19 protein-coding genes are annotated in these 20,928 nt (G+C 70.2%); 9 read left to right on the top strand and 10 right to left on the bottom strand.

The window, feature by feature from the left end; genetic code table 11:
* The first annotated feature begins 175 nt into the window (after positions 1 to 175).
* The 3 genes from ADK65_RS36195 (at position 176) to ADK65_RS36185 (ending at position 4,806) form a co-directional block, all read left to right on the top strand.
* Positions 176 to 1,951 (top strand): PQQ-binding-like beta-propeller repeat protein, encoded by a 1,776-nt coding sequence (locus ADK65_RS36195; protein ID WP_053675846.1) that lies wholly within the window; start codon positions 176 to 178, stop codon positions 1,949 to 1,951.
* A 55-nt stretch (positions 1,952 to 2,006) separates the two neighbouring features.
* Positions 2,007 to 3,899 carry a PQQ-binding-like beta-propeller repeat protein gene (locus ADK65_RS36190; RefSeq protein ID WP_053675844.1) on the top strand — a complete coding sequence of 631 codons (1,893 nt, stop codon included), beginning with the start codon at positions 2,007 to 2,009 and terminating at the stop codon, positions 3,897 to 3,899.
* A gap of 226 nt (positions 3,900 to 4,125) precedes the next feature.
* The gene (locus ADK65_RS36185) at positions 4,126 to 4,806 is read left to right on the top strand and encodes a helix-turn-helix transcriptional regulator (RefSeq protein ID WP_078956318.1); all 681 of its coding nucleotides are present in this window, start codon (positions 4,126 to 4,128) and stop codon (positions 4,804 to 4,806) included.
* Between the two features lie 183 nt (positions 4,807 to 4,989).
* On the opposite strand, the gene ADK65_RS36180 is transcribed toward ADK65_RS36185, so the two are convergent.
* Together ADK65_RS36180 and ADK65_RS36175 are read right to left on the bottom strand one after the other, a co-directional pair.
* The gene (locus ADK65_RS36180) at positions 4,990 to 5,307 is read right to left on the bottom strand and encodes a hypothetical protein (RefSeq protein WP_053675840.1); all 318 of its coding nucleotides are present in this window, start codon (positions 5,305 to 5,307) and stop codon (positions 4,990 to 4,992) included.
* A gap of 30 nt (positions 5,308 to 5,337) precedes the next feature.
* On the bottom strand, positions 5,338 to 7,017 hold the full coding sequence (locus ADK65_RS36175) for a sodium:solute symporter family protein (protein ID WP_053675838.1): 1,680 nt from the start codon (positions 7,015 to 7,017) through the stop codon (positions 5,338 to 5,340).
* Between the two features lie 164 nt (positions 7,018 to 7,181).
* Between ADK65_RS36175 and galT the strand changes: the two genes are divergently transcribed.
* The 3 genes from galT to galK are packed head-to-tail and all read left to right on the top strand — an operon-like array spanning position 7,182 to position 10,362.
* Positions 7,182 to 8,243: a galactose-1-phosphate uridylyltransferase gene (gene galT / locus ADK65_RS36170; protein WP_053675989.1), complete on the top strand. Its 1,062-nt coding sequence runs from the start codon at positions 7,182 to 7,184 to the stop codon at positions 8,241 to 8,243.
* On the top strand, positions 8,240 to 9,208 hold the full coding sequence (gene galE / locus ADK65_RS36165; RefSeq protein ID WP_053675836.1) for a UDP-glucose 4-epimerase GalE: 969 nt from the start codon (positions 8,240 to 8,242) through the stop codon (positions 9,206 to 9,208). The genes galT and galE overlap by 4 nt, the downstream gene beginning before the upstream one ends.
* Positions 9,208 to 10,362 carry a galactokinase gene (gene galK / locus ADK65_RS36160; protein WP_053675834.1) on the top strand — a complete coding sequence of 385 codons (1,155 nt, stop codon included), beginning with the start codon at positions 9,208 to 9,210 and terminating at the stop codon, positions 10,360 to 10,362. Before galE ends, galK begins: the two co-directional genes overlap by 1 nt.
* A 93-nt stretch (positions 10,363 to 10,455) precedes the next feature.
* Here galK and ADK65_RS36155 read toward each other — a convergent pair whose 3' ends face one another.
* A complete protein-coding gene (locus ADK65_RS36155) occupies positions 10,456 to 10,911 on the bottom strand; it encodes a GNAT family N-acetyltransferase (protein ID WP_078956317.1) in 456 nt (151 codons plus the stop codon).
* Between the two features lie 309 nt (positions 10,912 to 11,220).
* On the opposite strand from ADK65_RS36155, the gene ADK65_RS36150 reads away from it, so the two are divergent.
* On the top strand, positions 11,221 to 11,988 hold the full coding sequence (locus ADK65_RS36150) for a LuxR C-terminal-related transcriptional regulator (RefSeq protein WP_053675832.1): 768 nt from the start codon (positions 11,221 to 11,223) through the stop codon (positions 11,986 to 11,988).
* Here the strand turns inward: ADK65_RS36150 and tamR are convergent.
* Positions 11,947 to 12,444 carry a MarR family transcriptional regulator TamR gene (tamR, locus tag ADK65_RS36145; protein WP_053675830.1) on the bottom strand — a complete coding sequence of 166 codons (498 nt, stop codon included), beginning with the start codon at positions 12,442 to 12,444 and terminating at the stop codon, positions 11,947 to 11,949. The two genes, ADK65_RS36150 and tamR, sit on opposite strands and share 42 nt — an antisense overlap.
* 128 nt (positions 12,445 to 12,572) lie before the next feature.
* On the opposite strand from tamR, the gene ADK65_RS36140 reads away from it, so the two are divergent.
* Positions 12,573 to 13,391, top strand: coding sequence for a trans-aconitate 2-methyltransferase (locus tag ADK65_RS36140; RefSeq protein ID WP_053675828.1), 819 nt, complete (start codon positions 12,573 to 12,575; stop codon positions 13,389 to 13,391).
* Positions 13,392 to 13,447: 56 nt separating this feature from the next.
* Here the strand turns inward: ADK65_RS36140 and ADK65_RS36135 are convergent, their stop codons facing one another.
* Both ADK65_RS36135 and ADK65_RS36130 read right to left on the bottom strand, forming a co-directional pair.
* Positions 13,448 to 14,125, bottom strand: coding sequence for a TetR/AcrR family transcriptional regulator (locus ADK65_RS36135; protein ID WP_053675827.1), 678 nt, complete (start codon positions 14,123 to 14,125; stop codon positions 13,448 to 13,450).
* Positions 14,122 to 15,135 (bottom strand): acyl-CoA desaturase, encoded by a 1,014-nt coding sequence (locus tag ADK65_RS36130; protein WP_053675825.1) that lies wholly within the window; start codon positions 15,133 to 15,135, stop codon positions 14,122 to 14,124. Before ADK65_RS36130 ends, ADK65_RS36135 begins: the two co-directional genes overlap by 4 nt.
* 296 nt (positions 15,136 to 15,431) lie before the next feature.
* On the opposite strand from ADK65_RS36130, the gene ppc reads away from it, so the two are divergent.
* Entirely contained in the window at positions 15,432 to 18,164 is a 2,733-nt protein-coding gene (gene ppc / locus ADK65_RS36125) for a phosphoenolpyruvate carboxylase (protein ID WP_053675822.1), read from the top strand.
* Between the two features lie 66 nt (positions 18,165 to 18,230).
* On the opposite strand, the gene ADK65_RS36120 is transcribed toward ppc, so the two are convergent.
* From ADK65_RS36120 to ADK65_RS36105, 4 genes are all read right to left on the bottom strand, one after another.
* Entirely contained in the window at positions 18,231 to 18,941 is a 711-nt protein-coding gene (locus tag ADK65_RS36120) for an LPXTG cell wall anchor domain-containing protein (RefSeq protein ID WP_053675820.1), read from the bottom strand.
* A 150-nt stretch (positions 18,942 to 19,091) separates the two neighbouring features.
* On the bottom strand, positions 19,092 to 19,595 hold the full coding sequence (locus ADK65_RS36115; RefSeq protein WP_107092469.1) for a hypothetical protein: 504 nt from the start codon (positions 19,593 to 19,595) through the stop codon (positions 19,092 to 19,094).
* Between the two features lie 42 nt (positions 19,596 to 19,637).
* On the bottom strand, positions 19,638 to 20,240 hold the full coding sequence (gene pth, locus ADK65_RS36110) for an aminoacyl-tRNA hydrolase (RefSeq protein WP_053675818.1): 603 nt from the start codon (positions 20,238 to 20,240) through the stop codon (positions 19,638 to 19,640).
* Positions 20,241 to 20,315: 75 nt separating this feature from the next.
* Positions 20,316 to 20,912, bottom strand: coding sequence for a 50S ribosomal protein L25/general stress protein Ctc (locus ADK65_RS36105; protein WP_053675816.1), 597 nt, complete (start codon positions 20,910 to 20,912; stop codon positions 20,316 to 20,318).
* Positions 20,913 to 20,928: the final 16 nt, after the last annotated feature.

The following is a 20,928-nucleotide window of genomic DNA, read 5'->3' as shown; positions in this document are numbered from 1 at the left end:
CATAACGGCGGCATCACGGGCCGGTCCTCCCTTGGGAACAGGGGGTGATCGGCCCGCTGTGCTGTCGGAACCTGGTGATAGAAAGAGGCGTCTTAGAACTTTATGAAGCATCTCTGAGCCCATCGGGCATCTCAGGGTGTGGCTAAAAATCAGTGATCGAACGGGGGAGCCGCTGATGACTCAGCCGCCCAGTCAGCCGCCGCACGGTGGCTTCGGAGCACCGCAGAACCAGCCGCCGCAGGGCGGTGGTCACGGGGCACCGCAGACCCCGCCGCCGCCCCAGGGCCCGCCGCAGCACGGGTACGGCTACCCGCAGCAGCCCGGTCCGTACGGGCAGCCGGGACAGCCGGGCCCGTACAACCCCGGCCCCTACGGCCAGCCGCAGCAGCCCGGTGCGTACGGGCAGCCGGGGCCGTACGGTCAGCCGCAGCAGCCGGGCCCGTACGGCCAGCCCGGCTACGGCTACCCGCAGCAGCCGCAGTACCCCGGCGCGCCCGGCACCCCGCCCGGGGGCGGTTCGAACAACCCCTTCAAGGGCAAGCCCGCCCTGATCATCGGTGCCGCGGTCGCCGCGCTGCTCGTGGTCGGCGGCACCGTGTGGGCCGTCACCGGCGGCGACGACGGCAAGGGCAAGAAGAAGCCCGTCGCCCAGAAGACCGACGACGCCAAGGCCGGCTCCTCCGCCCCGGTCAACCCCGGTGACGGCAGCGGCGACGGCGGCGAGGACCCGGAGGACCTCAACGCGGGCCGCCAGGCCGGCGAGGCCAAGGTCCTCTGGTACAAGGAGGCGCCCGACGCCCCCGGCTCAGGCGCCGACGCCGACGGCATGTGGATCACCGGCAAGACCGCGGTGAAGGCCGCCTACAAGCAGCTCTCCGCCTACAACGTCGGTGACGGCAAACCGTCCTGGGACACGATCACCTTCCCGCAGAAGATCTGCGCGACGACCCCGCAGAAGACGTCCGACGACAAGATCGTCGTCGCGTACATGAGCGGCGGCAGCGACCGCGCCAAGTGCAACCAGCTGCAGGAGATCGACCTGGTCAGCGGCGACAAGGGCTGGAAGGGGCAGGTCGCCGACGGTGCCCTCTTCGACTCCACGCTCTCCGTCGAACTGTCCATCACCGGCAAGACGCTGATGGTGGGCCGCTCCCAGTCCGGCACCGCCTACGACGTCACCAACGGCGACAAGCTCTACGACAAGAAGAAGTACGGCAACGCCTGCTTCCCCGCCGCGTTCGCCGGCGGCGAGAAGCTGATCGCCGTCGCCTCCTGCGGTGCCGGCACCGACAAGGAGCACGACGAGGTCCAGGAGCTCGACCCGAAGACGGGCAAGGCCAAGTGGACCCAGCCGTTCGACAAGGGCTGGCGGGTCGCACGCACCTACTCGGTCAGCCCGCTGGTCGTCTACAGCACCAACGAGGACAAGAAGGCCTGGAACATCTCCACCTTCACCTCCGGCGGCAAGTTCCGCTCGCAGGTCGGCTTCGACGAGGACTTCGCCCCCGAGTGCGGCTGGGCCATCCTGGAGCGCGACCTCACGGGCTGCCAGGGCGTGGCCGTCGACGACAACACGCTGTACCTGCCGACCAAGGCCACCACCGGCGCCAACGAGGTCGTCGCGATCGACCTCGCCAACGGCAAGGAGAAGTGGCGTGTGAAGTCACCCGCCGACGAGTCGATGCTGCCGGTGAAGACCGAGGGCGGCAAGCTCATCGCCTATGTGGAGCCGTCGTACGACGCGGGCGGGCAGATCGTGTCCATCCCGACCGGCGGCAGCAGCCACAAGCCGTCCAAGCTGCTGCAGAACCCCGAGAGCGCCGCGGACATCGAGAACAGCTTCTTCTCCAAGGAGATCGACTGGGTCGACGGGCGCTTCTACATCTCGACGTCCCGGCTGAGCGGGAACGACGACACGAAGGAGAAGTTGATGCTCGCCTACGGCAAGTGACTCCTCCTTCCGCACTCCCTTCGTCGCCCGTCCCCCTCCCCGAGGTACCCACGCCATGACCCAGCCGCCGCCCCCGCCGCCCCAGCAGCCCCCGCAGGGAGGCGGCTTCGGCCCGCCCCCGGAGCAGCCGCCCCAGGACCAGCCGCCGCAGACCCCGCCGCCCGCGGCCGGGCCGAACCTCGGCAAGGCCCCGGAGCCGGGGTACGGGTACCCCCAGGCGCCGCAGACCCCGCAGGCCCCTCCGCCGGCCGCCCCGCAGACGCCGCCCCAGCCGCCGCAGGGTTACGGCTATCCGCAGGGCGCCCCGGCGCCCCAGCCTCCGCAGGCCCCGCCCGGCTACGGTTACCCCGGTCAGCAGCCGGGGCCGTACGGGCAGCAGCCGCAGGCACCGTACGGGCAGCAGCCGCAGGCGCCTTACGGGCAGCCCGGCTACGGGCAGCAGCCCGGTTACGGCTATCCGCAGCAGGCCGTGCCGCGCCAGCCGCAGGCCGGACAGCCGGGCGGCGGCAGGAAGTTCACCGCGCAGATGCTGATCATCGTTGCCGCGGTCGTGGCGATCGCGTTGATCATCGGCGGCGGCGTCTGGTACTCCAAGTCCGGCAAGGACGAGGGCAGGGAGAACGACACCGCCGGTCAGAGCGGCGGCACCGGCGGCACGGACGACGGCAACGGCGGCACCGCCTCCGGCAAGGAGAAGGCACCGTCCGACCCCGGCGCCAAGGTCCTCTTCCAGGTTCCGGCGCCCGAGGTGAAGAACGACAGCACCGTCGTCGTCTCCGGCTCGTGGCTCACCGACAAGGCGTACGTCAAGAGCGGCGTCGCCCGGATCGTCGGCTACGACCGCGACAAGGGCGACGAGCTGTGGAAGCTCCCGCTGGCCGGTCCGGTCTGCCAGGCCAGCCGCCACGTCACCGACGACAACCTGACGGCGGTCCTCTACCAGCCGGCGATGCCCACCAAGGCCGACCCCTCGCACGGGTGCAGCCAGATCGCGCTCATCGATCTCGACGCCGGCAAGCGACTGTGGACCAAGACGGTCAAGACCGGTGACCAGTTGGTCAACTTCGACAACATCACCCTCAGCGGGAAGACCGTCGCCGTCGGCAGCACCAGCGGCGGCGCCGCCTTCGACGTCTCCGGCAAGCTCCTGTGGAGCCCGAAGCCGGCCGACTCCTGCTACGACGCCGGTTACGGCGGCGGCGAGAAGCTGGTCGCGGTGCGCAAGTGCGGTTCCTATGACCAGCGGCAGCTGCACATCCAGACCATCGACCCGAAGTCCGGGAAGGTGATCTCGGAGTACAAGATGGCCGAGGGCATCGAGTACGCGAGCATCGTGTCGACCAACCCGCTGGTGGTGGCCGCCGACGTCGGCGACTCCGCGGGCGACGGCAGCGGCATCTCCGACTTCTTCTCCATCGACGGCAGGACCGGCAAGCTGCGCACCCGCATCTCCGCGCCGGGCGAGCAGTTCGCGGCCCGCTGCGAGGGCATCACCCGCGTCGAGGCCTGCAACCTGCTGGCCGTCGGCAACGACCGGCTGTACCTGCCGACCGAGGAGCACGACGGCACCGGCAAGTACAGCCAGACCAACGAGATCGTCGCCTTCGACCTCGCCACCGGCAAGCAGACCGGGCAGCGGGCCGACGCGGGTGACGGTTTCACGATCTCGCCGCTGCGCATGGACGGCGGCAACCTGATCGCGTACAAGCGTCCCCCGTACGACAAGGGCGGACAGGTCGTGTCCATCGCCGGGGGCAGCTTCAAGGAGACGTTGCTGCTGCGGAACCCCGCGACGGAGACGGTCCGCGACATGGAGACCAGCATGTCGCCGGAGTACTCCGAGGTCCTGTACTCCGAGGGGCACCTCTACATGTCCAAGGTGTACGCGAGCAAGCGGTCGACCGTGCGCGACAAGGAGTACCTGGCGGTCGGCTTCGGCACGGGCTGATCATCCGGTGACCGACTCGGGTTCCCTTCGGCCCCGTCCCTGATCAGGGACGGGGCCGTTCCTGTGGGGCGCGGTCAACCCGGGGCGAGAGGACTTTCGGCGATCCGGGGCGATTCTCGCCGGTAGGGGGAGCGCAACGTCGAACAAGCGTGTAGCTTCCGGGGGCATGAAGGCGGGGGAGCCGGGGGGCTTCCGTGGGGGGCTGGGGTGACTGGGGGGTTGCTCGATGGGAGTGCGGCTCATGGTGGTCGACGACCACCGATTGCTGGCCGAGGCGCTGGCTTCGGCGCTGAAGCTGCGGGGGCACCGGGTGCTGGCCGCGGCGGCGCCGGCCGCGGGTGCGGCGGAACTGGTGATCACGCGGGCGCCTGAGGTGTGCCTGCTGGGCACGGCGGCGCCGGCCGAGCCGGGGATCTTCGACCCGGTGGTGAGGATCAAGCGGGAGCGGCCGCAGGTGGCGGTGCTGGTGCTGGGGCCGGTGCCGAGTCCCCGGGGTATCGCGGCGGCGTTCGCGGCGGGGGCGTCGGGGTACGTCCGGCACGACGAGCGCATAGAGGGTGTCGAGCGGGCGATCATGAAGGCGCGGGCGGGGGAGGCGGCGGTGGCGCCGCAGCTGTTGCAGGGGGCGTTCAGTGAGTTGCTCAACCCGGCGGCCCAGCCGGACGACGAGGGGCAGCGGTTGCTGGCCATGCTCACGCCGAGGGAGGTCGAGGTCCTGGTCCGCGTCGCGGACGGCGAGGACACCCGCCTGATCGCGGCGGGCATGGGCATCGCACCGTCGACGGCGCGTACGCATGTCCAGCGCGTGCTGATGAAACTGGGTGTGGGGTCGCGCCTGGAGGCGGCGGCGCTGGCGGCGCGGACGGGGTTGCTGGACCGGGCGGGGCCGGTGCGGCGGGAGCCGTGAGCCGTCTGACCGGCGGTGCGGGTGCAGCCCGCCCCCGCTGCGGGCATGCGTGCCTCCCCCAGTGCCTTAAGGGCCTGGGAGGTGCCCCCAGGGCGGCACGGGTGGGCGCAGCGGTACCTCGCTCCGCCGAGTCGCGGGCCCACCCGGCCCCGGCACCGACGCCGCGCACCGGACGCCCCCGGGTCACTCCACCCGCTCGTCGTCCTCAGGCTCAACCCCCGGAGGCGCCGGCGCCGCAGGCCTCAGCTTCAGCCATGCCAGGAAGAACAGGCCCAGCAGCAGCATCCCCAGCCCGGTCCACAGGTTGATGTTCACACCGGCGGCCTTGTCGATGTCAGCGTCGGACGCCGTGAACCCCGCGATCGTGACGATGACGCCGTAGATCACGAACAGCCCGCCGATGATCCGCCGGATGTCGAACAGCCGCGCGGCGGTCGCCGACTTGCCCTGCAGTTCGGTTACTTCCCGCTGCAGGTCCTTCTCGGAGTAGGACTCGGACATGTGCGATCACACTCCTCGGTCAAGGGTCGGTCAGAACGAGAACGGGATGTAGCAGGCCGCGGCCAGGACGACCGCGCCCCAGCCCAGCAGGGCCGGCTTGCGGTACCAGGCCTCGTCGCCGGGGGCCGGCGGCTCCGCCATGCCGGGCGAGCGCGTGCCGTAGACCAGTCCCTGCAACTCCTCGGTCGGCTTGGGCGCCGTGAACAGCGACACCGCCACCATCACCACCGCGCCCGCGACGAAGCCCGCGATCGCCGAGACGAAGTTGGCCCCCTGGTCGGAGGGGATGTCGACGATGTCCTGCTTGTAGAGGACGAAGTAGTTGACCATCGCGGCGGTGGTGCCCGCGATGAGCCCCCAGAAGCCCGACTTCATGGACGCCCGCTTCCAGAACATGCCGATGATGAAGACGACGAACATCGGCACGTTGAAGAAGGAGAACAGCGTCTGGAGGTAGGCCATGATGTTGGAGAAGGACCGCGCGAGGAACGCCGTGCCGATGGAGGCCAGGACCCCGATCGCGGTGATGAGCCGGCCGAAGCGCACGTAGTACGCGTCCTCGCGGCCCTTCACCACGTACTTCGCCCAGATGTCCGTCGTGAACACGGTGTTGAAGGACGACACGTTCGCCGCCATGCCCGCCATGAAGGCCGCCAGGAGGCCCGTCACGGCGATGCCCAGGACGCCGTTGGGCAGCAGCTGCGACATCAGGTAGGGGATCGCGTCGTTGTACTGGAGGTCGGAGCCGGACGTGCCGATCTTCGGCACCAGCACCGCGGCGACCAGGCCCGGGATCATCACCAGGAACACGATGAAGATCTTCGGGAACGCGGCGATCAGGGGGGTGCGCTGGGCGGCCGAGAGGTTCTTCGCGGACAGCGCGCGCTGCACCTCGGCGAAGTTCGTCGTCCAGTATCCGAAGGAGAGGACGAAGCCGAGGCCCAGGACGATCGTCAGCCAGTTCGCGCCGAGCGGGTTGTCGCTGCCGATGCCCGTCCCGCCCCAGGACGTCATGAAGTCGGCGCCATGGCTCTTGGTGAGGGAGTCGGACAGGCCGTCCCAGCCGCCGACCTTCTTCAGGCCCAGCAGCGTGATCGGGATGAGCGCGGCGAGGATGACGAAGAACTGCAACACCTCGTTGTAGATCGCCGACGACAGTCCGCCGAGCGTGATGTAGGCGAGGACGAAGAACCCGGCGACGACGATCGCCACCCACTCCGGCCAGCCCAGCAGCGCCTCGACGACGATGGCCAGGGCGTAGAGGTTGACGCCGGCGATGAGGATCGCGGCGAAGGCGAAGAGGACCGAGCTGAGGAGGTGCGCCGCCTTGTCGAAGCGCATGAGCAGGAATTCGGGGACCGAGCGGACCTTGGAGCCGTAGTAGAAGGGCATCATCACCAGGCCGAGGAAGACCATGGCCGGGATGGCGCCGATCCAGTACCAGTGTGTGGTGTAGACGCCGTACTGGGCGCTGTTGGCGGCCATGCCCAGGATCTCGGTGGCGCCCAGGTTGGCCGCGATGAACGCCAGACCGGTGACCCAGGCGGGCAGGGAGCGGCCGGAGAGGAAGAAGTCGAGACTGGTCTTCACCGAGCGCCGGGCGGCGAAGCCGATGCCGAGGACGACGAGGAAGTAGATGCCGAGGATGGTGTAGTCGAGCCAGTTCGTGGGGAGCCGCAGCTCGGCCGACAGACAGGTGGGGGTTTGCATGAGCCCTCGCTTCGTTGCGCGAACCGGTACCTCGCGGGATCGTCTTCTCCGCCTTCAGCAATTGAACCCGTCATGTGATGCACTTTGTTGGATTGTGATGTTGACGGTTGGGGAGGGCGGTGTTTTTATATGTTGGGTTCTGTTTGAAGGACAAGGAGTCCGGCGTGAAGAAGACCTCGACCCGGCTGGCCGACGGTCGCGAGCTCATCTACTACGACCTGCGTGACGACAGCGTGCGGGACGCGGCCGACCGCCGGCCGCTGGACCGCACCGTCACCACGTCCGAGATCCGCCGTGACCCCCTCCTCGGCGACTCCGTCGCCATCGCCTCGCACCGTCAGGGCCGCACCTACCACCCCCCGGCCGACGAGTGCCCCCTGTGCCCCTCGGCGGGCGATCGCCTCAGCGAGATCCCCGACTCGTCCTACGACGTCGTCGTCTTCGAGAACCGGTTCCCCTCGCTCGCCGGCGACTCGGGCCGCTGCGAGGTCGTCTGCTTCACCTCCGACCACAACGCGTCCTTCGCCGGCCTCACCGAGGAGCAGGCGGGCCTGGTGCTGGAGGCCTGGACCGACCGCACCTCGGAGCTGTCCCATCTCCCCGCCGTCGAGCAGGTGTTCTGCTTCGAGAACCGGGGCGCCGAGATCGGCGTGACCCTCGGCCATCCGCACGGCCAGATCTACGCCTACCCCTTCACCACTCCCCGCACCGCTCTGATGCTCCGCTCGGTCGCGGCCCACAAGGAGATGACCGGCGGGGAGAACCTCTTCGACGCCGTCCTGGAGCGTGAACTCGCCGGCGAACGGGTCGTCCTGGAGGGTGACCACTGGGTGGCCTTCGTGCCGTACGCGGCGCACTGGCCGTACGAGGTCCACCTGTACCCCAAGCGCCGCGTGCCCGACCTGCTCGGTCTGGACGAGGACGCGCGCACAGAGTTCCCCAAGGTCTATCTGGAACTCTTGAGGCGCTTCGACCGGATCTTCGGTGAGAGTGAGCCCCCGACGCCGTACATCGCGGCCTGGCACCAGGCCCCGTTCGGCGCGCTGGAGGAGTTCGACGGGGTCGTGCGCGAGGACTTCGCGCTGCACCTCGAGCTTTTCACCATCCGCCGCACTTCCGGCAAGCTGAAGTTCCTCGCGGGTTCCGAGTCCGGCATGAACGTGTTCATCAACGACGTGCCGCCGGAGCGCGCGGCCGAGCGACTGCGAGAGGTAGCGAGTTCATGAGCGGAAAGTACCTGGTGACGGGCGGTGCGGGATACGTCGGCAGCGTGGTCGCGCAGCACCTGCTGGAGGCCGGTCACGAGGTCGTCGTCCTCGACAACCTCTCCACGGGCTTCCGCGAGGGCGTCCCCGCGGGCGCGTCGTTCGTCGAGGGCGACATCCGCGATGCGGCCAAATGGCTGGACTCCTCCTTCGACGGTGTGCTGCACTTCGCCGCCTTCTCACAGGTCGGCGAGTCGGTCGCGAAGCCGGAGAAGTACTGGGACAACAACGTCGGCGGCACCATGGCGCTGCTGGCCGCGATGCGCGAGGCGGACGTCCGCACGCTCGTCTTCTCCTCCACGGCGGCGACGTACGGCGAACCGGAGCGGGTCCCGATCACCGAGTCGGCGCCCACGTCCCCCACGAACCCCTACGGCGCCTCGAAGCTCGCGGTCGACCACATGATCACGGGCGAGGCGGCGGCGCACGGCCTGGGCGCGGTCTCCCTGCGCTACTTCAACGTGGCGGGCGCCTACGGCGCGTACGGCGAGCGCCACGACCCCGAGTCGCACCTGATCCCGCTGGTCCTCCAGGTGGCGCAGGGCAGGCGCGAGGCGATCTCGGTGTTCGGCGACGACTACGCGACACCGGACGGCACGTGCGTGCGCGACTACATCCACGTCGCGGACCTGGCCGAGGCCCATCTCCTCGCCCTGAAGGCCGCCGCCCCCGGCGAACACCTGATCTGCAACCTCGGCAACGGCAACGGCTTCTCGGTCCGCGAGGTCGTCGAGACCGTCCGCCGGGTCACGGGCCACCCGATCCCCGAGGTCGTGGCCCCGCGCCGGGGCGGCGACCCGGCGGTCCTGGTGGCCTCGGCCGCCACCGCCCGCGAGAAGCTGGGCTGGAACCCGTCCCGCGCGGACCTCGCGGGAATCGTCGCGGACGCGTGGGACTTCGCGCAGAACATCGCAAGGGAGCAGTAGTGGGCGCACAGCAGGTGCGGGACGGTTTCGAGGAGCTCTACGGAGCCGCCCCCGAGGGGGTCTGGGCGGCCCCGGGCCGCGTCAACCTCATCGGTGAGCACACCGACTACAACGACGGCTTCGTGATGCCCTTCGCGCTGCCGCACACCGCCGTGGCGGCCGTCTCACGGCGCACGGACGGCGTGCTGCGCCTGCACTCGGCGGACGTCGAGGGCGGGGTCGTCGAGCTGCGCGTCGACGAGCTGGTGCCGGAGGCGGACCGGAACTGGACGGCGTACCCGTCGGGTGTGGTGTGGGCGCTGCGCGAGGCCGGTCACCCGGTCACCGGCGCGGACATCCACCTCGCCTCGACGGTCCCCTCCGGCGCGGGCCTTTCGTCGTCCGCGGCGCTGGAGGTCGTGGTCGCGCTGGCCCTCAACGACCTGTACGAACTGGGCATGAGGGGCTGGCAACTGGCCCGCCTGTGCCAGCGCGCGGAGAACGTCTACGTCGGCGCCCCCGTCGGCATCATGGACCAGACGGCGTCGGCCTGCTGCGAGAGCGGCCACGCCCTGTTCCTCGACACGCGCGACCTCTCCCAGAAGCAGATCCCCTTCGACCTCGCGGCCGAGGGCATGCGCCTGCTGGTCGTGGACACCCAGGTCAAGCACTCCCACAGCGAGGGCGAGTACGGCAAGCGCCGCGCCGGCTGTGAGAAGGGCGCGGCCCTGCTGGGCGTCGACGCGCTCCGGGACATCCCCTATGCCGACCTGGACGCGGCCCTGGCCCGCCTGGGCGACGAGGAGGAGGTCCGCCGCCTGGTCCGCCACATCGTCACGGAGAACGCACGCGTCGAACGGGTCGTCTCCCTCCTCGAATCCGGCGACACGCGCGCGATCGGCCCGGTCCTGGTCGAGGGCCACGCCTCCCTCCGCGACGACTTCCGCATCTCCTGCCCGGAGTTGGACCTGGTCGTCGACACGGCCCTGGCCGCCGGCGCCCTGGGCGCCCGCATGACGGGCGGCGGCTTCGGCGGCTCGGCGATCGTCCTCGCTGAGGAGCAGGACGTGGACGCCATCACCAAGACGGTGACGGAGGCCTTCGCGTCGGCGGGCTTCACGACCCCCCGCGTCTTCGAAGCGGTCCCGTCCCCGGGCGCCCGCCGCCTCCTCTGACCGACCGGACGGAAGCGGCGCCCTCGTTCCCACGGGGCGCCGCCTTCTTCGTCATCCGGGTCGGCGGTCGACGGACTGCCGTGACGGGCCGCCTCAGCCCAGCCGCTTCGTCAGCATGTACTCCGTGACCCCCGGCGGATAGTCCGGCACCGCGCACACCACCTCGTACCCCTGCTTCACATAGAACCGCGGTGCCTGGAAGTCCCAGGTCTCCAGGCGGGCCGCGCTGCAGTCGCGGGACGTCGTCGCGATGTGTTCCGCCTGGGCGAGGAGCCGTGCGCCCAGGCCCCTGCCGCGGTGGCGTTCGTCGACCCACAGATAGGTCACGTGCAGCCACGTCGCCCAGGTGTAGCCGACCAGTCCGCCGGCGAGATCGTCGGTGTCGTTCACAGCCCACACGTGCAACGGGACGTCCCGCTCGCCGGGTGTCCCGCGCAGGGCGCGCAGGACCGGAGAGGCGGCTGTGTTCGTGTCCCGCAGGCGTGTGCGGAGCAGATCACGTCGGGCCTTGTCGACTTCTGTCTCAAGACGGAACATGCGGCACACCATAAACGCGTCGGTCGGTCAGTTCTGCAAATAACCTTCCGCTCCGGGCCCCCGTCCGTACCCTGATGAACAGCACCGGTGGGGGCCGGTGCCGATCAGGGGGCGAGACAGCCGGGTACGACGCCCGGGGTGGGGGTGGCGGTTACTGCACGGCGGCGGCCGTGCGGCTGCGGCGACCCGGACAGGCCGCCGCGGTACCGACGGACCGTCGGACGCGGCGGACCCGGCCACTCCGGCGTCGTACCCGCGCGGTGTCAACCCCCGACGATGGGGTATCCCCTGCTCTTCGGGAGCACTGGGGAAGGGGGTTACGTGGTTCGCATCCGAGTCCTGGTCGTCGACGACCATCGCATCTTCGCCGAGTCACTCGCGGCGGCGCTGGCCGCCGAGCCCGATGTCGACGTCTCCGCGGCCGGCAGCGGCCCGGCCGCGCTGCGCAGCCTGGAGCGCGCCGTCGCCGAGGGCAGGCGGTTCGACGTGCTGCTCGTGGACGCCGACCTGGGCGGCAAGGTACCGGGCGCCCGCCCGGCCGTACCCGTGCAGGAGGGCAACGAGGACGGGCTCGTCGACGGGATCTCCCTCGTCACGGGAGTGCGCTCCGCGCAGCCCAGCGTACGGATCGTCGTGCTCGCCGAGAAGGACGATCCGCGCCGGGCGGCGCTGGCCCTGCAGGCCGGCGCGTCGGGCTGGGTCGCCAAGGACTGCTCGCTGTCCCGGCTGCTCACGGTCATCCGGGGCGTGCTGCGGGAGGAGACCCATCTGCCGCCCGCCCTGCTGACGGGGGTGCTGCGGGAGCTCACCGCCGCCCGCAAGCACCGCACCGAGAGCGAGCGCCTCGTCGAGTCCCTCACTCCGCGTGAGCGCGAAGTGCTGCGGTGCATGGTCGCGGGGCTGGGGCGCAAGGCCGTCGCCGAGCGCCTGTTCCTGTCGCCGCACACCGTGCGGACCCACATGCAGAACGTCCTCGGCAAGCTCGGCGTGCACTCCACCCTCGCCGCCGTCGCCCTGGCGCGGCGGGCCGGGGTCGGGCCCGCGGACCTAACCGGGGATGTTGTCGAACGGGGCGGTCAGCTGGCGTAGCAGCGCCGCCAGATCGCCGCGCTGGGCCCGGGAGAGCTCCGCGAGGATCGCGCGCTCCTGGTCCAGCAGGCCCGCCAGGGCCTGGTCCGCGCGGTCCCGGCCCTCGTCCGTCAGCCGGACCAGGACGCCGCGGCGGTCACTGGGATCGGGGAGCCGCTCCACCAGGCCCTTCTTCGCCAGGCGGTCGATGCGGTTCGTCATCGTGCCCGAGGTGACCAGGGTCTGGGTGAGGAGCTGTCCCGGGGAGAGCTGGTACGGGGTGCCCGCCCGGCGCAGGGCCGTCAGCACGTCGAACTCCCACGGCTCCAGGTTGTGCTCGGAGAACGCCAGCCGCCGTGCCCGGTCCAGATGCCGGGCCAGCCTGCTCACACGGCTGAGCACCTCGAGCGGTTCCACGTCGAGGTCCGGGCGCTCCCGGCGCCACGCTGAGACCAGCCGATCGACCTCGTCCTCCATGACGATCAGTGTAGTGGTTGTGTCGACGTAGAGTCTCTTGACGTCCAGTTTCTTGACATCGAGATAATGCGAGGGTCACGCTGGGTGTGCGTTTCCGCACGGCCGCCATCAGCGCACCAGGAGGACCCATGCCCGCAGCCGCCCCCACCTGGGACCCGGCCCAGTACCTCCGTCACGCCGGCCACCGCGCCCGCCCCTTCGCCGACCTCCTCGCCCGCGTCCCCGACCCGCCCGGCGCGCCGGCCCGCGTCGCCGACCTCGGCTGCGGTCCCGGCAACGTCACCACGCTGCTCGCCGCCCGCTGGCCCACCGCCCGGATCACCGGCTACGACAACTCCACCGAGATGCTCGACATGGCCCACGTCGAGCACGAGGGGCCCACGTCCGGAGGCGGCCGTCTCGACTTCTCGCACGCCGACGTACGGACGTGGACACCCGGCGAGCCCCACGACCTGATCATCAGCAACGCCACGCTCCAGTGGGTGCCCGGGCACGTCGAACGGTTCGCCGACTGGGTGGCCGGGCTGAAACCCGGCGGCACCCTCGCCTTCCAGGTACCGGGCAACTTCGACGCCCCCAGCCACCGGCTCATGCGCGAACTCGCCGCGTCACCGCGCTGGCGTGGCCGGCTCGCCGACACCCTGCGCCACGCCGACGCCGTCCTCACCCCCGAGGCCTACCTCGAGCGGCTGACGTCGCTCGGCTGCGCGGCCGACGTGTGGGAGACGACGTACCTCCACCTGCTGCAGGGCGAGGATCCGGTGCTCGACTGGGTGAAAGGGACCGGGCTGCGCCCCGTACTGACCGCGCTGGGCGACGAGCCGGAGGCGCGGGAGGCCTTCGTCGCCGAATACCGGGCGGCCCTGCGCGAGGCCTACCCGGCAGGCCCGCACGGCACGCCGTTCCCCTTCCGCCGGGTGTTCGCCGTGGCAGGGAAGCCGGGCTGACAGTCACCGCCCCCCGGATCACGCCGGCCGGGGCGGTGCGGCCGCGTCCTGCGGCCTCAGGCCTTGCGGCGCCCTATCAGGTGCGGCTTGGCCTCTATCCCGTCCAGGCCGTGCCAGGCCAGGTTCACCAGGTGCGCGGCCACCTCGGCCTTCTTCGGCCGGCGCACGTCCAGCCACCACTGGCCGGTCAGGGCGACCATGCCGACCAGGGCCTGGGCGTACAGCGGGGCCAGCTTCGGGTCGAAGCCGCGGCTCTTGAACTCGCGGCCCAGGATGTCCTCCACCTGCGTGGCGATGTCCGAGATCAGCGAGGCGAAGGAACCCGTCGACTGGGGGATGGGGGAGTCACGGACCAGGATGCGGAACCCGTCCGTGTACTCCTCGATGTAGTCCAGCAGCGCGAACGCCGCCTGTTCGCACAGTTCGCGCGGGTGACCGGCGGTGAGCGAGCTGGTCACCATGTCCAGCAGGCGCCGCATCTCACGGTCCACCACGACCGCGTACAGCCCTTCCTTGCCGCCGAAGTGCTCGTACACCACCGGCTTGGACACCCCGGCCTTGGCCGCGATCTCCTCCACCGACGTGCCCTCGAAACCCTTCGCCGCGAAGAGCGTGCGACCGATCTCCAGCAGCTGCTGACGGCGCTCGGCACCGGTCATCCGGGTGCGACGCGCTCGCCGCGGCTTGTCATTGCTGGGGGTGCTGCTCGAGTCGGTCGCCACAGCGACCATCATGCCGCCTCGACGGGCTCCTTCCCGCGCGGGGAGCCGCCTTCCCCGGTGTTACGGCGCGAATCGATACGCGAGCGTGACGGCCACCGCACGTCGTACGCCCAGCCCGCCTTCTCGAACCAGCGGATCAGGCGGGCACTCGAGTCGAGCTGGCCGCGCATCACGCCGTGCCGGGCGGACGTCGGATCGGCGTGGTGCAGGTTGTGCCAGGACTCACCGCAGGACAGGATCGCCAGCCACCACACGTTGCCCGAGCGGTCACGCGACTTGAACGGGCGCTTGCCGACCGCGTGGCAGATCGAGTTGATCGACCAGGTCACATGGTGCAGCAGCGCCACCCGGACCAGTGAACCCCAGAAGAACGCCGTGAACGCGCCCCACCAGGACATCGTCACCAGACCGCCGATCACCGGCGGCAGCGCCAGCGACACCACCGTCCACAGGACGAACTGACGGGAGATGGTGCGCAGCGTCTTGTCCTTGACCAGATCCGGCGCGTACTTCTCCTGCGGCGTCTGCTCCTCGTCGAACATCCATCCGATGTGCGCCCACCACAGGCCCTTCATCAGGGCCGGGAGCGTCTCACCGAACCGCCACGGCGAATGCGGGTCGCCCTCCGCGTCGGAGAACTTGTGATGCTTGCGGTGGTCGGCCACCCAGCGCACCAGCGGGCCCTCGACCGCCATGGAACCCGCGATCGCCAGCGCGATCTTGAGCGGCCGCCTGGCCTTGAAGGACCCATGGGTGAAGTGACGGTGGAAGCCGATCGTGATGCCGTGGCACCCGAGGTAGTAGAAGAAGACCAGCAGACCGAGGTCCAGCCAGCTCACCCCCCAGCCCCACGCCAGCGGCACCGCCGCCAGCAGCGCGAGGAACGGAACGGTGATGAAGAGGAGGAGGGCGATCTGCTCGATGGACCGCTTCTGCTCGCCGCCCAGCGTGGCCAAGGCGGCGTCGGAGTCCTGACCGGGCGCCTTGGGAGCATCCTCGATCACGTCGGAACTACTGGTCATACGCGTCCCCTGGGGGGTATGTGGAGGAAGGAAGGAGTGGCCGGGCACGTGAACCGTGACGTGCTTCCCTACGGTTCCGTAACCTACGGCATCGTAAGTATGGCAGTGCGTCGCCGGGCGGCAAGAGCCCGCGAGTCTGCGCGTCCCGGCCGACACCTATCCTGGAGTCGGTCGGACAGCGCGGTCCGCTCTGATTTCTTCCCGGATGTCCGATCCGTAAGCGGCTGCCCCGCCGCGCGAGACGCCGTCCGGGTTCCCCTCCCAGACGAGCTTCAACACTGCAAGGAGCCGCACCTGTGAGCAGTGCCGACGACCAGACCACGACGACGAGCAGCGAGCTGCGAGCCGACATCCGCCGGCTGGGCGACCTCCTCGGCGAGACCCTCGTCCGCCAAGAGGGCCCCGAGCTGCTGGAACTCGTCGAAAAGGTCCGCCGCCTCACCCGCGAGGACGGCGAGGCCGCCGCCGAGCTGCTGCGCGGCACCGAACTCGACACCGCGGCCAAGCTGGTCCGCGCCTTCTCCACCTACTTCCACCTGGCCAACGTCACCGAGCAGGTCCACCGCGGCCGCGAGCTGCGCGCCCGCCGCGCCGCCGAAGGCGGACTCCTCGCCCGTACGGCCGACCGGCTCAAGGACGCCGACCCCGAGCACCTGCGCGAGACGGTCCGCAACCTCAACGTCCGGCCCGTCTTCACGGCCCACCCCACCGAGGCCGCACGCCGCTCGGTGCTGAACAAGCTCCGCCGCATCGCCGCGCTCCTGGAAACCCCGGTCATCGAATCCGACCGGCGCCGCCTGGACACCCGACTGGCCGAGAACATCGACCTCGTCTGGCAGACCGACGAACTGCGCGTCGTGCGCCCCGAGCCCGCCGACGAGGCCCGCAACGCCATCTACTACCTGGACGAGCTGCACGCGAACGCCGTCGGCGACGTCCTGGAAGACCTCACCGCCGAACTCGAGCGCGCCGGCGTCAAGCTCCCCGACGACACCCGCCCCCTCACCTTCGGCACCTGGATCGGCGGCGACCGCGACGGCAACCCCAACGTCACCCCCCAGGTGACCTGGGACATCCTCATCCTTCAGCACGAACACGGCATCAACGACGCCCTGGACACCATCGACGAACTCCGCGGCTTCCTGTCCAACTCCATCCGCTACGCCGGCGCCACCGAGGAACTCCTGACCTCCCTCCAGACCGACCTGGAGAACCTCCCCGAGATCAGCCCCCGCTACAAGCGCCTCAACGCCGAAGAGCCCTACCGGCTCAAGGCCACCTGCATCCGGCAGAAGCTGGAGAACACCAAGAAGCGCCTCGCCGAGGGCACCCCCCACGTCGCCGGCCGCGACTACCTCGGCACCGGCGAACTCCTCGCCGACCTGCGGATCATCCAGGCCTCCCTGCGCGAACACCGCGGCGGCCTCTTCGCCGACGGCCGCCTCGCCCGCACCATCCGCACCCTCGCCGCCTTCGGCCTCCAGCTCGCCACCATGGACGTCCGCGAACACGCCGACGCCCACCACCACGCCCTCGGTCAGCTCTTCGACCGGCTCGGCGAGGAATCCTGGCGCTACGCCGACATGCCCCGCGACTACCGCGCCAAGCTCCTCGCCAAGGAACTCAGGTCCCGGCGGCCGCTCGCACCCACCCCGGCACCCGTCGACGCCCCCGGCGAGAAGACCCTCGGCGTCTTCGGCACCGTCAAGCGCGCCCTCGAAGTCTTCGGACCCGAGGTCATCGAGTCCTACATCATCTCCATGTGCCAGGGCGCCGACGACGTCTTCGCCGCCGCCGTCCTCGCCCGCGAAGCCGGACTCGTCGATTTGCACGCCGGCTGGGCCAAGATCGGCATCGTCCCGCTCCTGGAGACCACCGACGAGCTCAAGGCCGCCGACACCATCCTCGAGGACATGCTCTCCGACCCGTCCTACCGGCGCCTCGTCGCGCTCCGGGGCGACGTCCAGGAGGTCATGCTCGGCTACTCCGACTCCTCCAAGTTCGGCGGCATCACCACCAGCCAGTGGGAGATCCACCGCGCCCAGCGCCGCCTGCGCGACGTCGCCCACCGCTACGGCGTACGCCTGCGCCTCTTCCACGGCCGCGGCGGCACCGTCGGCCGCGGCGGCGGCCCCACCCACGACGCCATCCTCGCCCAGCCCTGGGGCACCCTCGAAGGCGAGATCAAGGTCACCGAACAGGGCGAGGTCATCTCCGACAAGTACCTCATCCCGTCCCTGGCCCGCGAGAACCTCGAACTCACCGTCGCGGCCACCCTTCAGGCGTCCGCCCTGCACACCGCGCCCCGCCAGTCCACCGAGGCCCTCGCCCGCTGGGACGCCGCGATGGACGTCGTCTCCGACGCCGCCCACGCCGCCTACCGCCGCCTCGTCGAGGACCCCGACCTGCCGACGTACTTCCTCGCGTCGACACCGGTCGACCAGCTCGCCGACCTGCACCTGGGCTCCCGGCCCTCCCGCCGCCCCGGCTCCGGCGTCTCCCTCGACGGCCTGCGCGCCATCCCCTGGGTGTTCGGCTGGACCCAGTCCCGGCAGATCGTCCCCGGCTGGTTCGGCGTCGGCTCCGGCCTCAAGGCCCTGCGCGAAGCCGGCCTCGACACCGTCCTCGACGAGATGCACCAGCAGTGGCACTTCTTCCGCAACTTCATCTCCAACGTCGAGATGACCCTCGCCAAGACCGACCTGCGGATCGCCCAGCACTACGTCGACACCCTCGTCCCCGACGAGCTCAAGCACGTCTTCGACACCATCAAGGCCGAGCACGAACTCACCGTCCGTGAAGTCCTGCGCGTCACCGGCGAAGACGAACTGCTCGACGCCGCACCCGACCTGAAGCAGACCTTCGCCATCCGCGACGCCTACCTCGACCCCATCTCCTACCTCCAGGTCGCCCTGCTCAAGCGGCAGCGCGAGGCCGCCGAAGCCTCCGGGCAGCCCGACCCGCTCCTCGCCCGCGCCCTCCTCCTCACCGTCAACGGCGTGGCAGCCGGCCTGCGCAACACCGGCTGAACCACCCCCGGACACGACTGTGCCCCCGAGCCCCTACACGGGCTCGGGGGCACAGTGCCTTCCGGATCAGCCGCGGCCGGCCCTCCGGCGCCGCAGCACCAGGAACCCGCCACCCGCCACCAGCGCAGCCGCCACACCGGACAGCACACCCACCGGCGCCCCGTTGCCCGTCTCGGCGAGATCACCGTCGCCCCCACCCTGCGGCGACGGCGAAGAGGACGGCGACGCAGACGCCGGCACACCCCCACCGGCCGACGCGCTCGGCGACGCCGACGCACCCGGACCACCCGACGGCGACCCGGACACCCCCGACGAAGGAGACGCCGACGCCGACGCCGAACCCGACGGCGTCGAACCACCCGGCTCCTGCTCGTCCTCGCAGTCCGACCAGAACACCTTGTGCTTGGCGGACCCCTTCTCACCCTCGAACGTCCAGAACAGCTTGTAATGCCCGTCGGCCAGCGACAGATCCTCCGTCCGGCCGTGACCCTCGGCATCCAGCGACAGCACACCGGACTCCACCGTCTCCCCCTTGTTCTCACTCGGAGGGATCGCGTCGATGTGCCAGTCCACCTTCTGACCACCGTCAAAACCGAAGGCATCCAGATAGAAGGCACACACATGCGGCTCGTTACGGGTCAGCTCCTCACCCGTGGCGGCGTCATGGATCTTCACCGTGCCGTTGTCACCGGGCGCAGTGGCATGGGCGGCCGGAGCGAACAGAAGGGCCGCGGAAGCAGCAGCGCAGACAGCGCCGAAGCGGGAGAGAGTACGCATACGGGTAGTCCATCTTCGAGAAGTGACCGGGAAGATGTGGAGGGGGCGGCTCAGCTTCCAGCCTCGCCCGGCAGCACGTCAATCACGAACGCACAACACTCGCCCCACCAGGAACAAAAGCCTCTCCAGCAGAAGAGAACGCCCAGCCCCTCAGACGGCCACGAACACCGCCGTCAGCAACGCCACCCCCGACAACCCCATCACCCACGCGAGCCGCGTCCGCAGCAGACCACCCGCCACCACGACCGACGCCAGCAACAACGCACCGCCCAGCGGAACCCACGCGTACAGCACCCCCGCCGGACCCGAACGCACCGCGTCATCACCACCGGGCTTCACGACCACCGTGTACGTCCGGCCCCGCTCCACCGCGACCGACTTCTCCAGCACCACCCGCGCCCGCGGCTGCGCACCCGCCGACAACGGCGTGAACCGGCCCCAGCACGACTCCGGCCCGCACCGCACCACCTCGACCGTGCCCTGCTCCCGGCCCTTCGTCAGCATCACGTGCTGCGCCGTACCCCACGACGCCCACACCCCCGCGATCAGGATCAGCACCGCGACCGTGCCCATCGCCGCGAACCGCCCGAACCGCAGCACGACGGCCGAAGCCCGGGACGAAGAGGGGGCAGAGGCAGACATGGCCGGGATCATTGGCCATGCCTGAACGGCCCGTCAACCTCGGTGGGTGACAAGTCAGGAGTTGTACGAGCTTTGCGCCCGCTCCAACCCCTCGATCACCAGACACTCCACCGCATCCGCCGCCCGGTCCACGAAGTAGTCCAGCTCCTTGCGCTCCGCCGACGAGAAATCCTTCAGCACGAAATCAGCCACCGGCATCCGCCCCGGCGGCCGCCCGATCCCGAACCGCACCCGGTGATACTCCGCACCGAACGCCTTCGTCATCGACTTCAGCCCGTTGTGCCCGTTGTCCCCGCCACCCAGCTTCAGCCGCAGCACCCCGTAGTCGATGTCCAGCTCGTCATGCACCGCCACCACATGATCCACCGGCACCTTGTAGAAATCCCGCAGCGCGTTCACCGGACCGCCCGACAGGTTCATGTACGACATCGGCTTCGCCAGAACCACCCGCCGGTTCAACGGCCCGGGCGGCCCGATCCGGCCCTCCACGACCTGCGCCTGCGCCCGGCCGGCCCGCTTGAACCTCCCCCCGACCCGGTCAGCCAGCAGATCGGCCACCATGAAACCCACGTTGTGCCGGTTCCCCGCATACTCCGGCCCCGGATTGCCCAGCCCCACGATCAGCCACGGAACGGCCGCATCGGTCGTCACGTCCAAGTCTCCTTCCGTACATACGCGTCGGCCGCTGCCCCGCACGGGAACAGCGGCCGACGAAAACGACGAGCCAGAGGATCAGGCCTCGGCGGCCTCTTCCTCAGCGGCCTCCTCGTCCTCGGAGACCTCCTCGGCCTGCGCGGCCAGCACCTGCAGGACGACAGCGTCCTCCTCGACGGCCAGCGTCGTGCCCTTCGGCAGCGTGATGTCCTTCGCCAGGATGGAGTCACCCGCCGCCAGACCCTCGACGGAGACGGTCACGGACTCCGGGATGTGCGTGGCCTCGGCCTCGACCGGCAGCGCGTTCAGCACGTGCTCCAGAAGGAAGCCACCCGGGGCCAGCTCGCCCTCGGTGTGCACCGGGATCTCGACCGTGACCTTCTCGCCGCGCTTCACCAGCAGCAGGTCCACGTGCTCCAGGAAGCCCTTCAGCGGGTCACGCTGCACCGACTTCGGGATCGCCAGCTCGTTCGACTTGCCGTCGATGTCCAGCGCGATCAGCACGTTCGGCGTACGCAGCGCCATCAGCAGGTCGTGACCCGGCAGCGTCAGGTGGATCGGGTCCGAACCGTGCCCGTACAGGACACCCGGAACCTTGTCTTCACGACGGATACGGCGCGCGGCACCCTTGCCGAACTCGGTGCGCGTCGCGGCGGAGATCTTCACCTCGGACATAGTCACTCCTCGAAAT

This window comes from Streptomyces sp. NRRL B-1140, from assembly GCF_001280065.1.
GTDB lineage: Bacteria > Actinomycetota > Actinomycetes > Streptomycetales > Streptomycetaceae > Streptomyces.
This window is presented reverse-complemented; position numbering and strand designations above follow the sequence as displayed.

Bases quoted from the DNA above. Each gene is read 5' to 3' on its own strand.
- ADK65_RS36115 (WP_107092469.1), bottom strand. From the start codon at position 19,595: ATGATCCCGGCCATGTCTGCCTCTGCCCCCTCTTCGTCCCGGGCTTCG.
- ADK65_RS36185 (WP_078956318.1), top strand. From the start codon at position 4,126: ATGGGAGTGCGGCTCATGGTGGTCGACGACCACCGATTGCTGGCCGAG.
- ADK65_RS36190 (WP_053675844.1), top strand. From the start codon at position 2,007: ATGACCCAGCCGCCGCCCCCGCCGCCCCAGCAGCCCCCGCAGGGAGGC.
- ADK65_RS36105 (WP_053675816.1), bottom strand. From the start codon at position 20,912: ATGTCCGAGGTGAAGATCTCCGCCGCGACGCGCACCGAGTTCGGCAAG.
- galE (WP_053675836.1), top strand. From the start codon at position 8,240: ATGAGCGGAAAGTACCTGGTGACGGGCGGTGCGGGATACGTCGGCAGC.
- ADK65_RS36195 (WP_053675846.1), top strand. From the start codon at position 176: ATGACTCAGCCGCCCAGTCAGCCGCCGCACGGTGGCTTCGGAGCACCG.
- ADK65_RS36180 (WP_053675840.1), bottom strand. From the start codon at position 5,307: ATGTCCGAGTCCTACTCCGAGAAGGACCTGCAGCGGGAAGTAACCGAA.
- ADK65_RS36140 (WP_053675828.1), top strand. From the start codon at position 12,573: ATGCCCGCAGCCGCCCCCACCTGGGACCCGGCCCAGTACCTCCGTCAC.
- ADK65_RS36135 (WP_053675827.1), bottom strand. From the start codon at position 14,125: ATGATGGTCGCTGTGGCGACCGACTCGAGCAGCACCCCCAGCAATGAC.
- ADK65_RS36175 (WP_053675838.1), bottom strand. From the start codon at position 7,017: ATGCAAACCCCCACCTGTCTGTCGGCCGAGCTGCGGCTCCCCACGAAC.
- ADK65_RS36155 (WP_078956317.1), bottom strand. From the start codon at position 10,911: ATGGTGTGCCGCATGTTCCGTCTTGAGACAGAAGTCGACAAGGCCCGA.
- ADK65_RS36130 (WP_053675825.1), bottom strand. From the start codon at position 15,135: ATGACCAGTAGTTCCGACGTGATCGAGGATGCTCCCAAGGCGCCCGGT.
- tamR (WP_053675830.1), bottom strand. From the start codon at position 12,444: ATGGAGGACGAGGTCGATCGGCTGGTCTCAGCGTGGCGCCGGGAGCGC.
- ADK65_RS36120 (WP_053675820.1), bottom strand. From the start codon at position 18,941: ATGCGTACTCTCTCCCGCTTCGGCGCTGTCTGCGCTGCTGCTTCCGCG.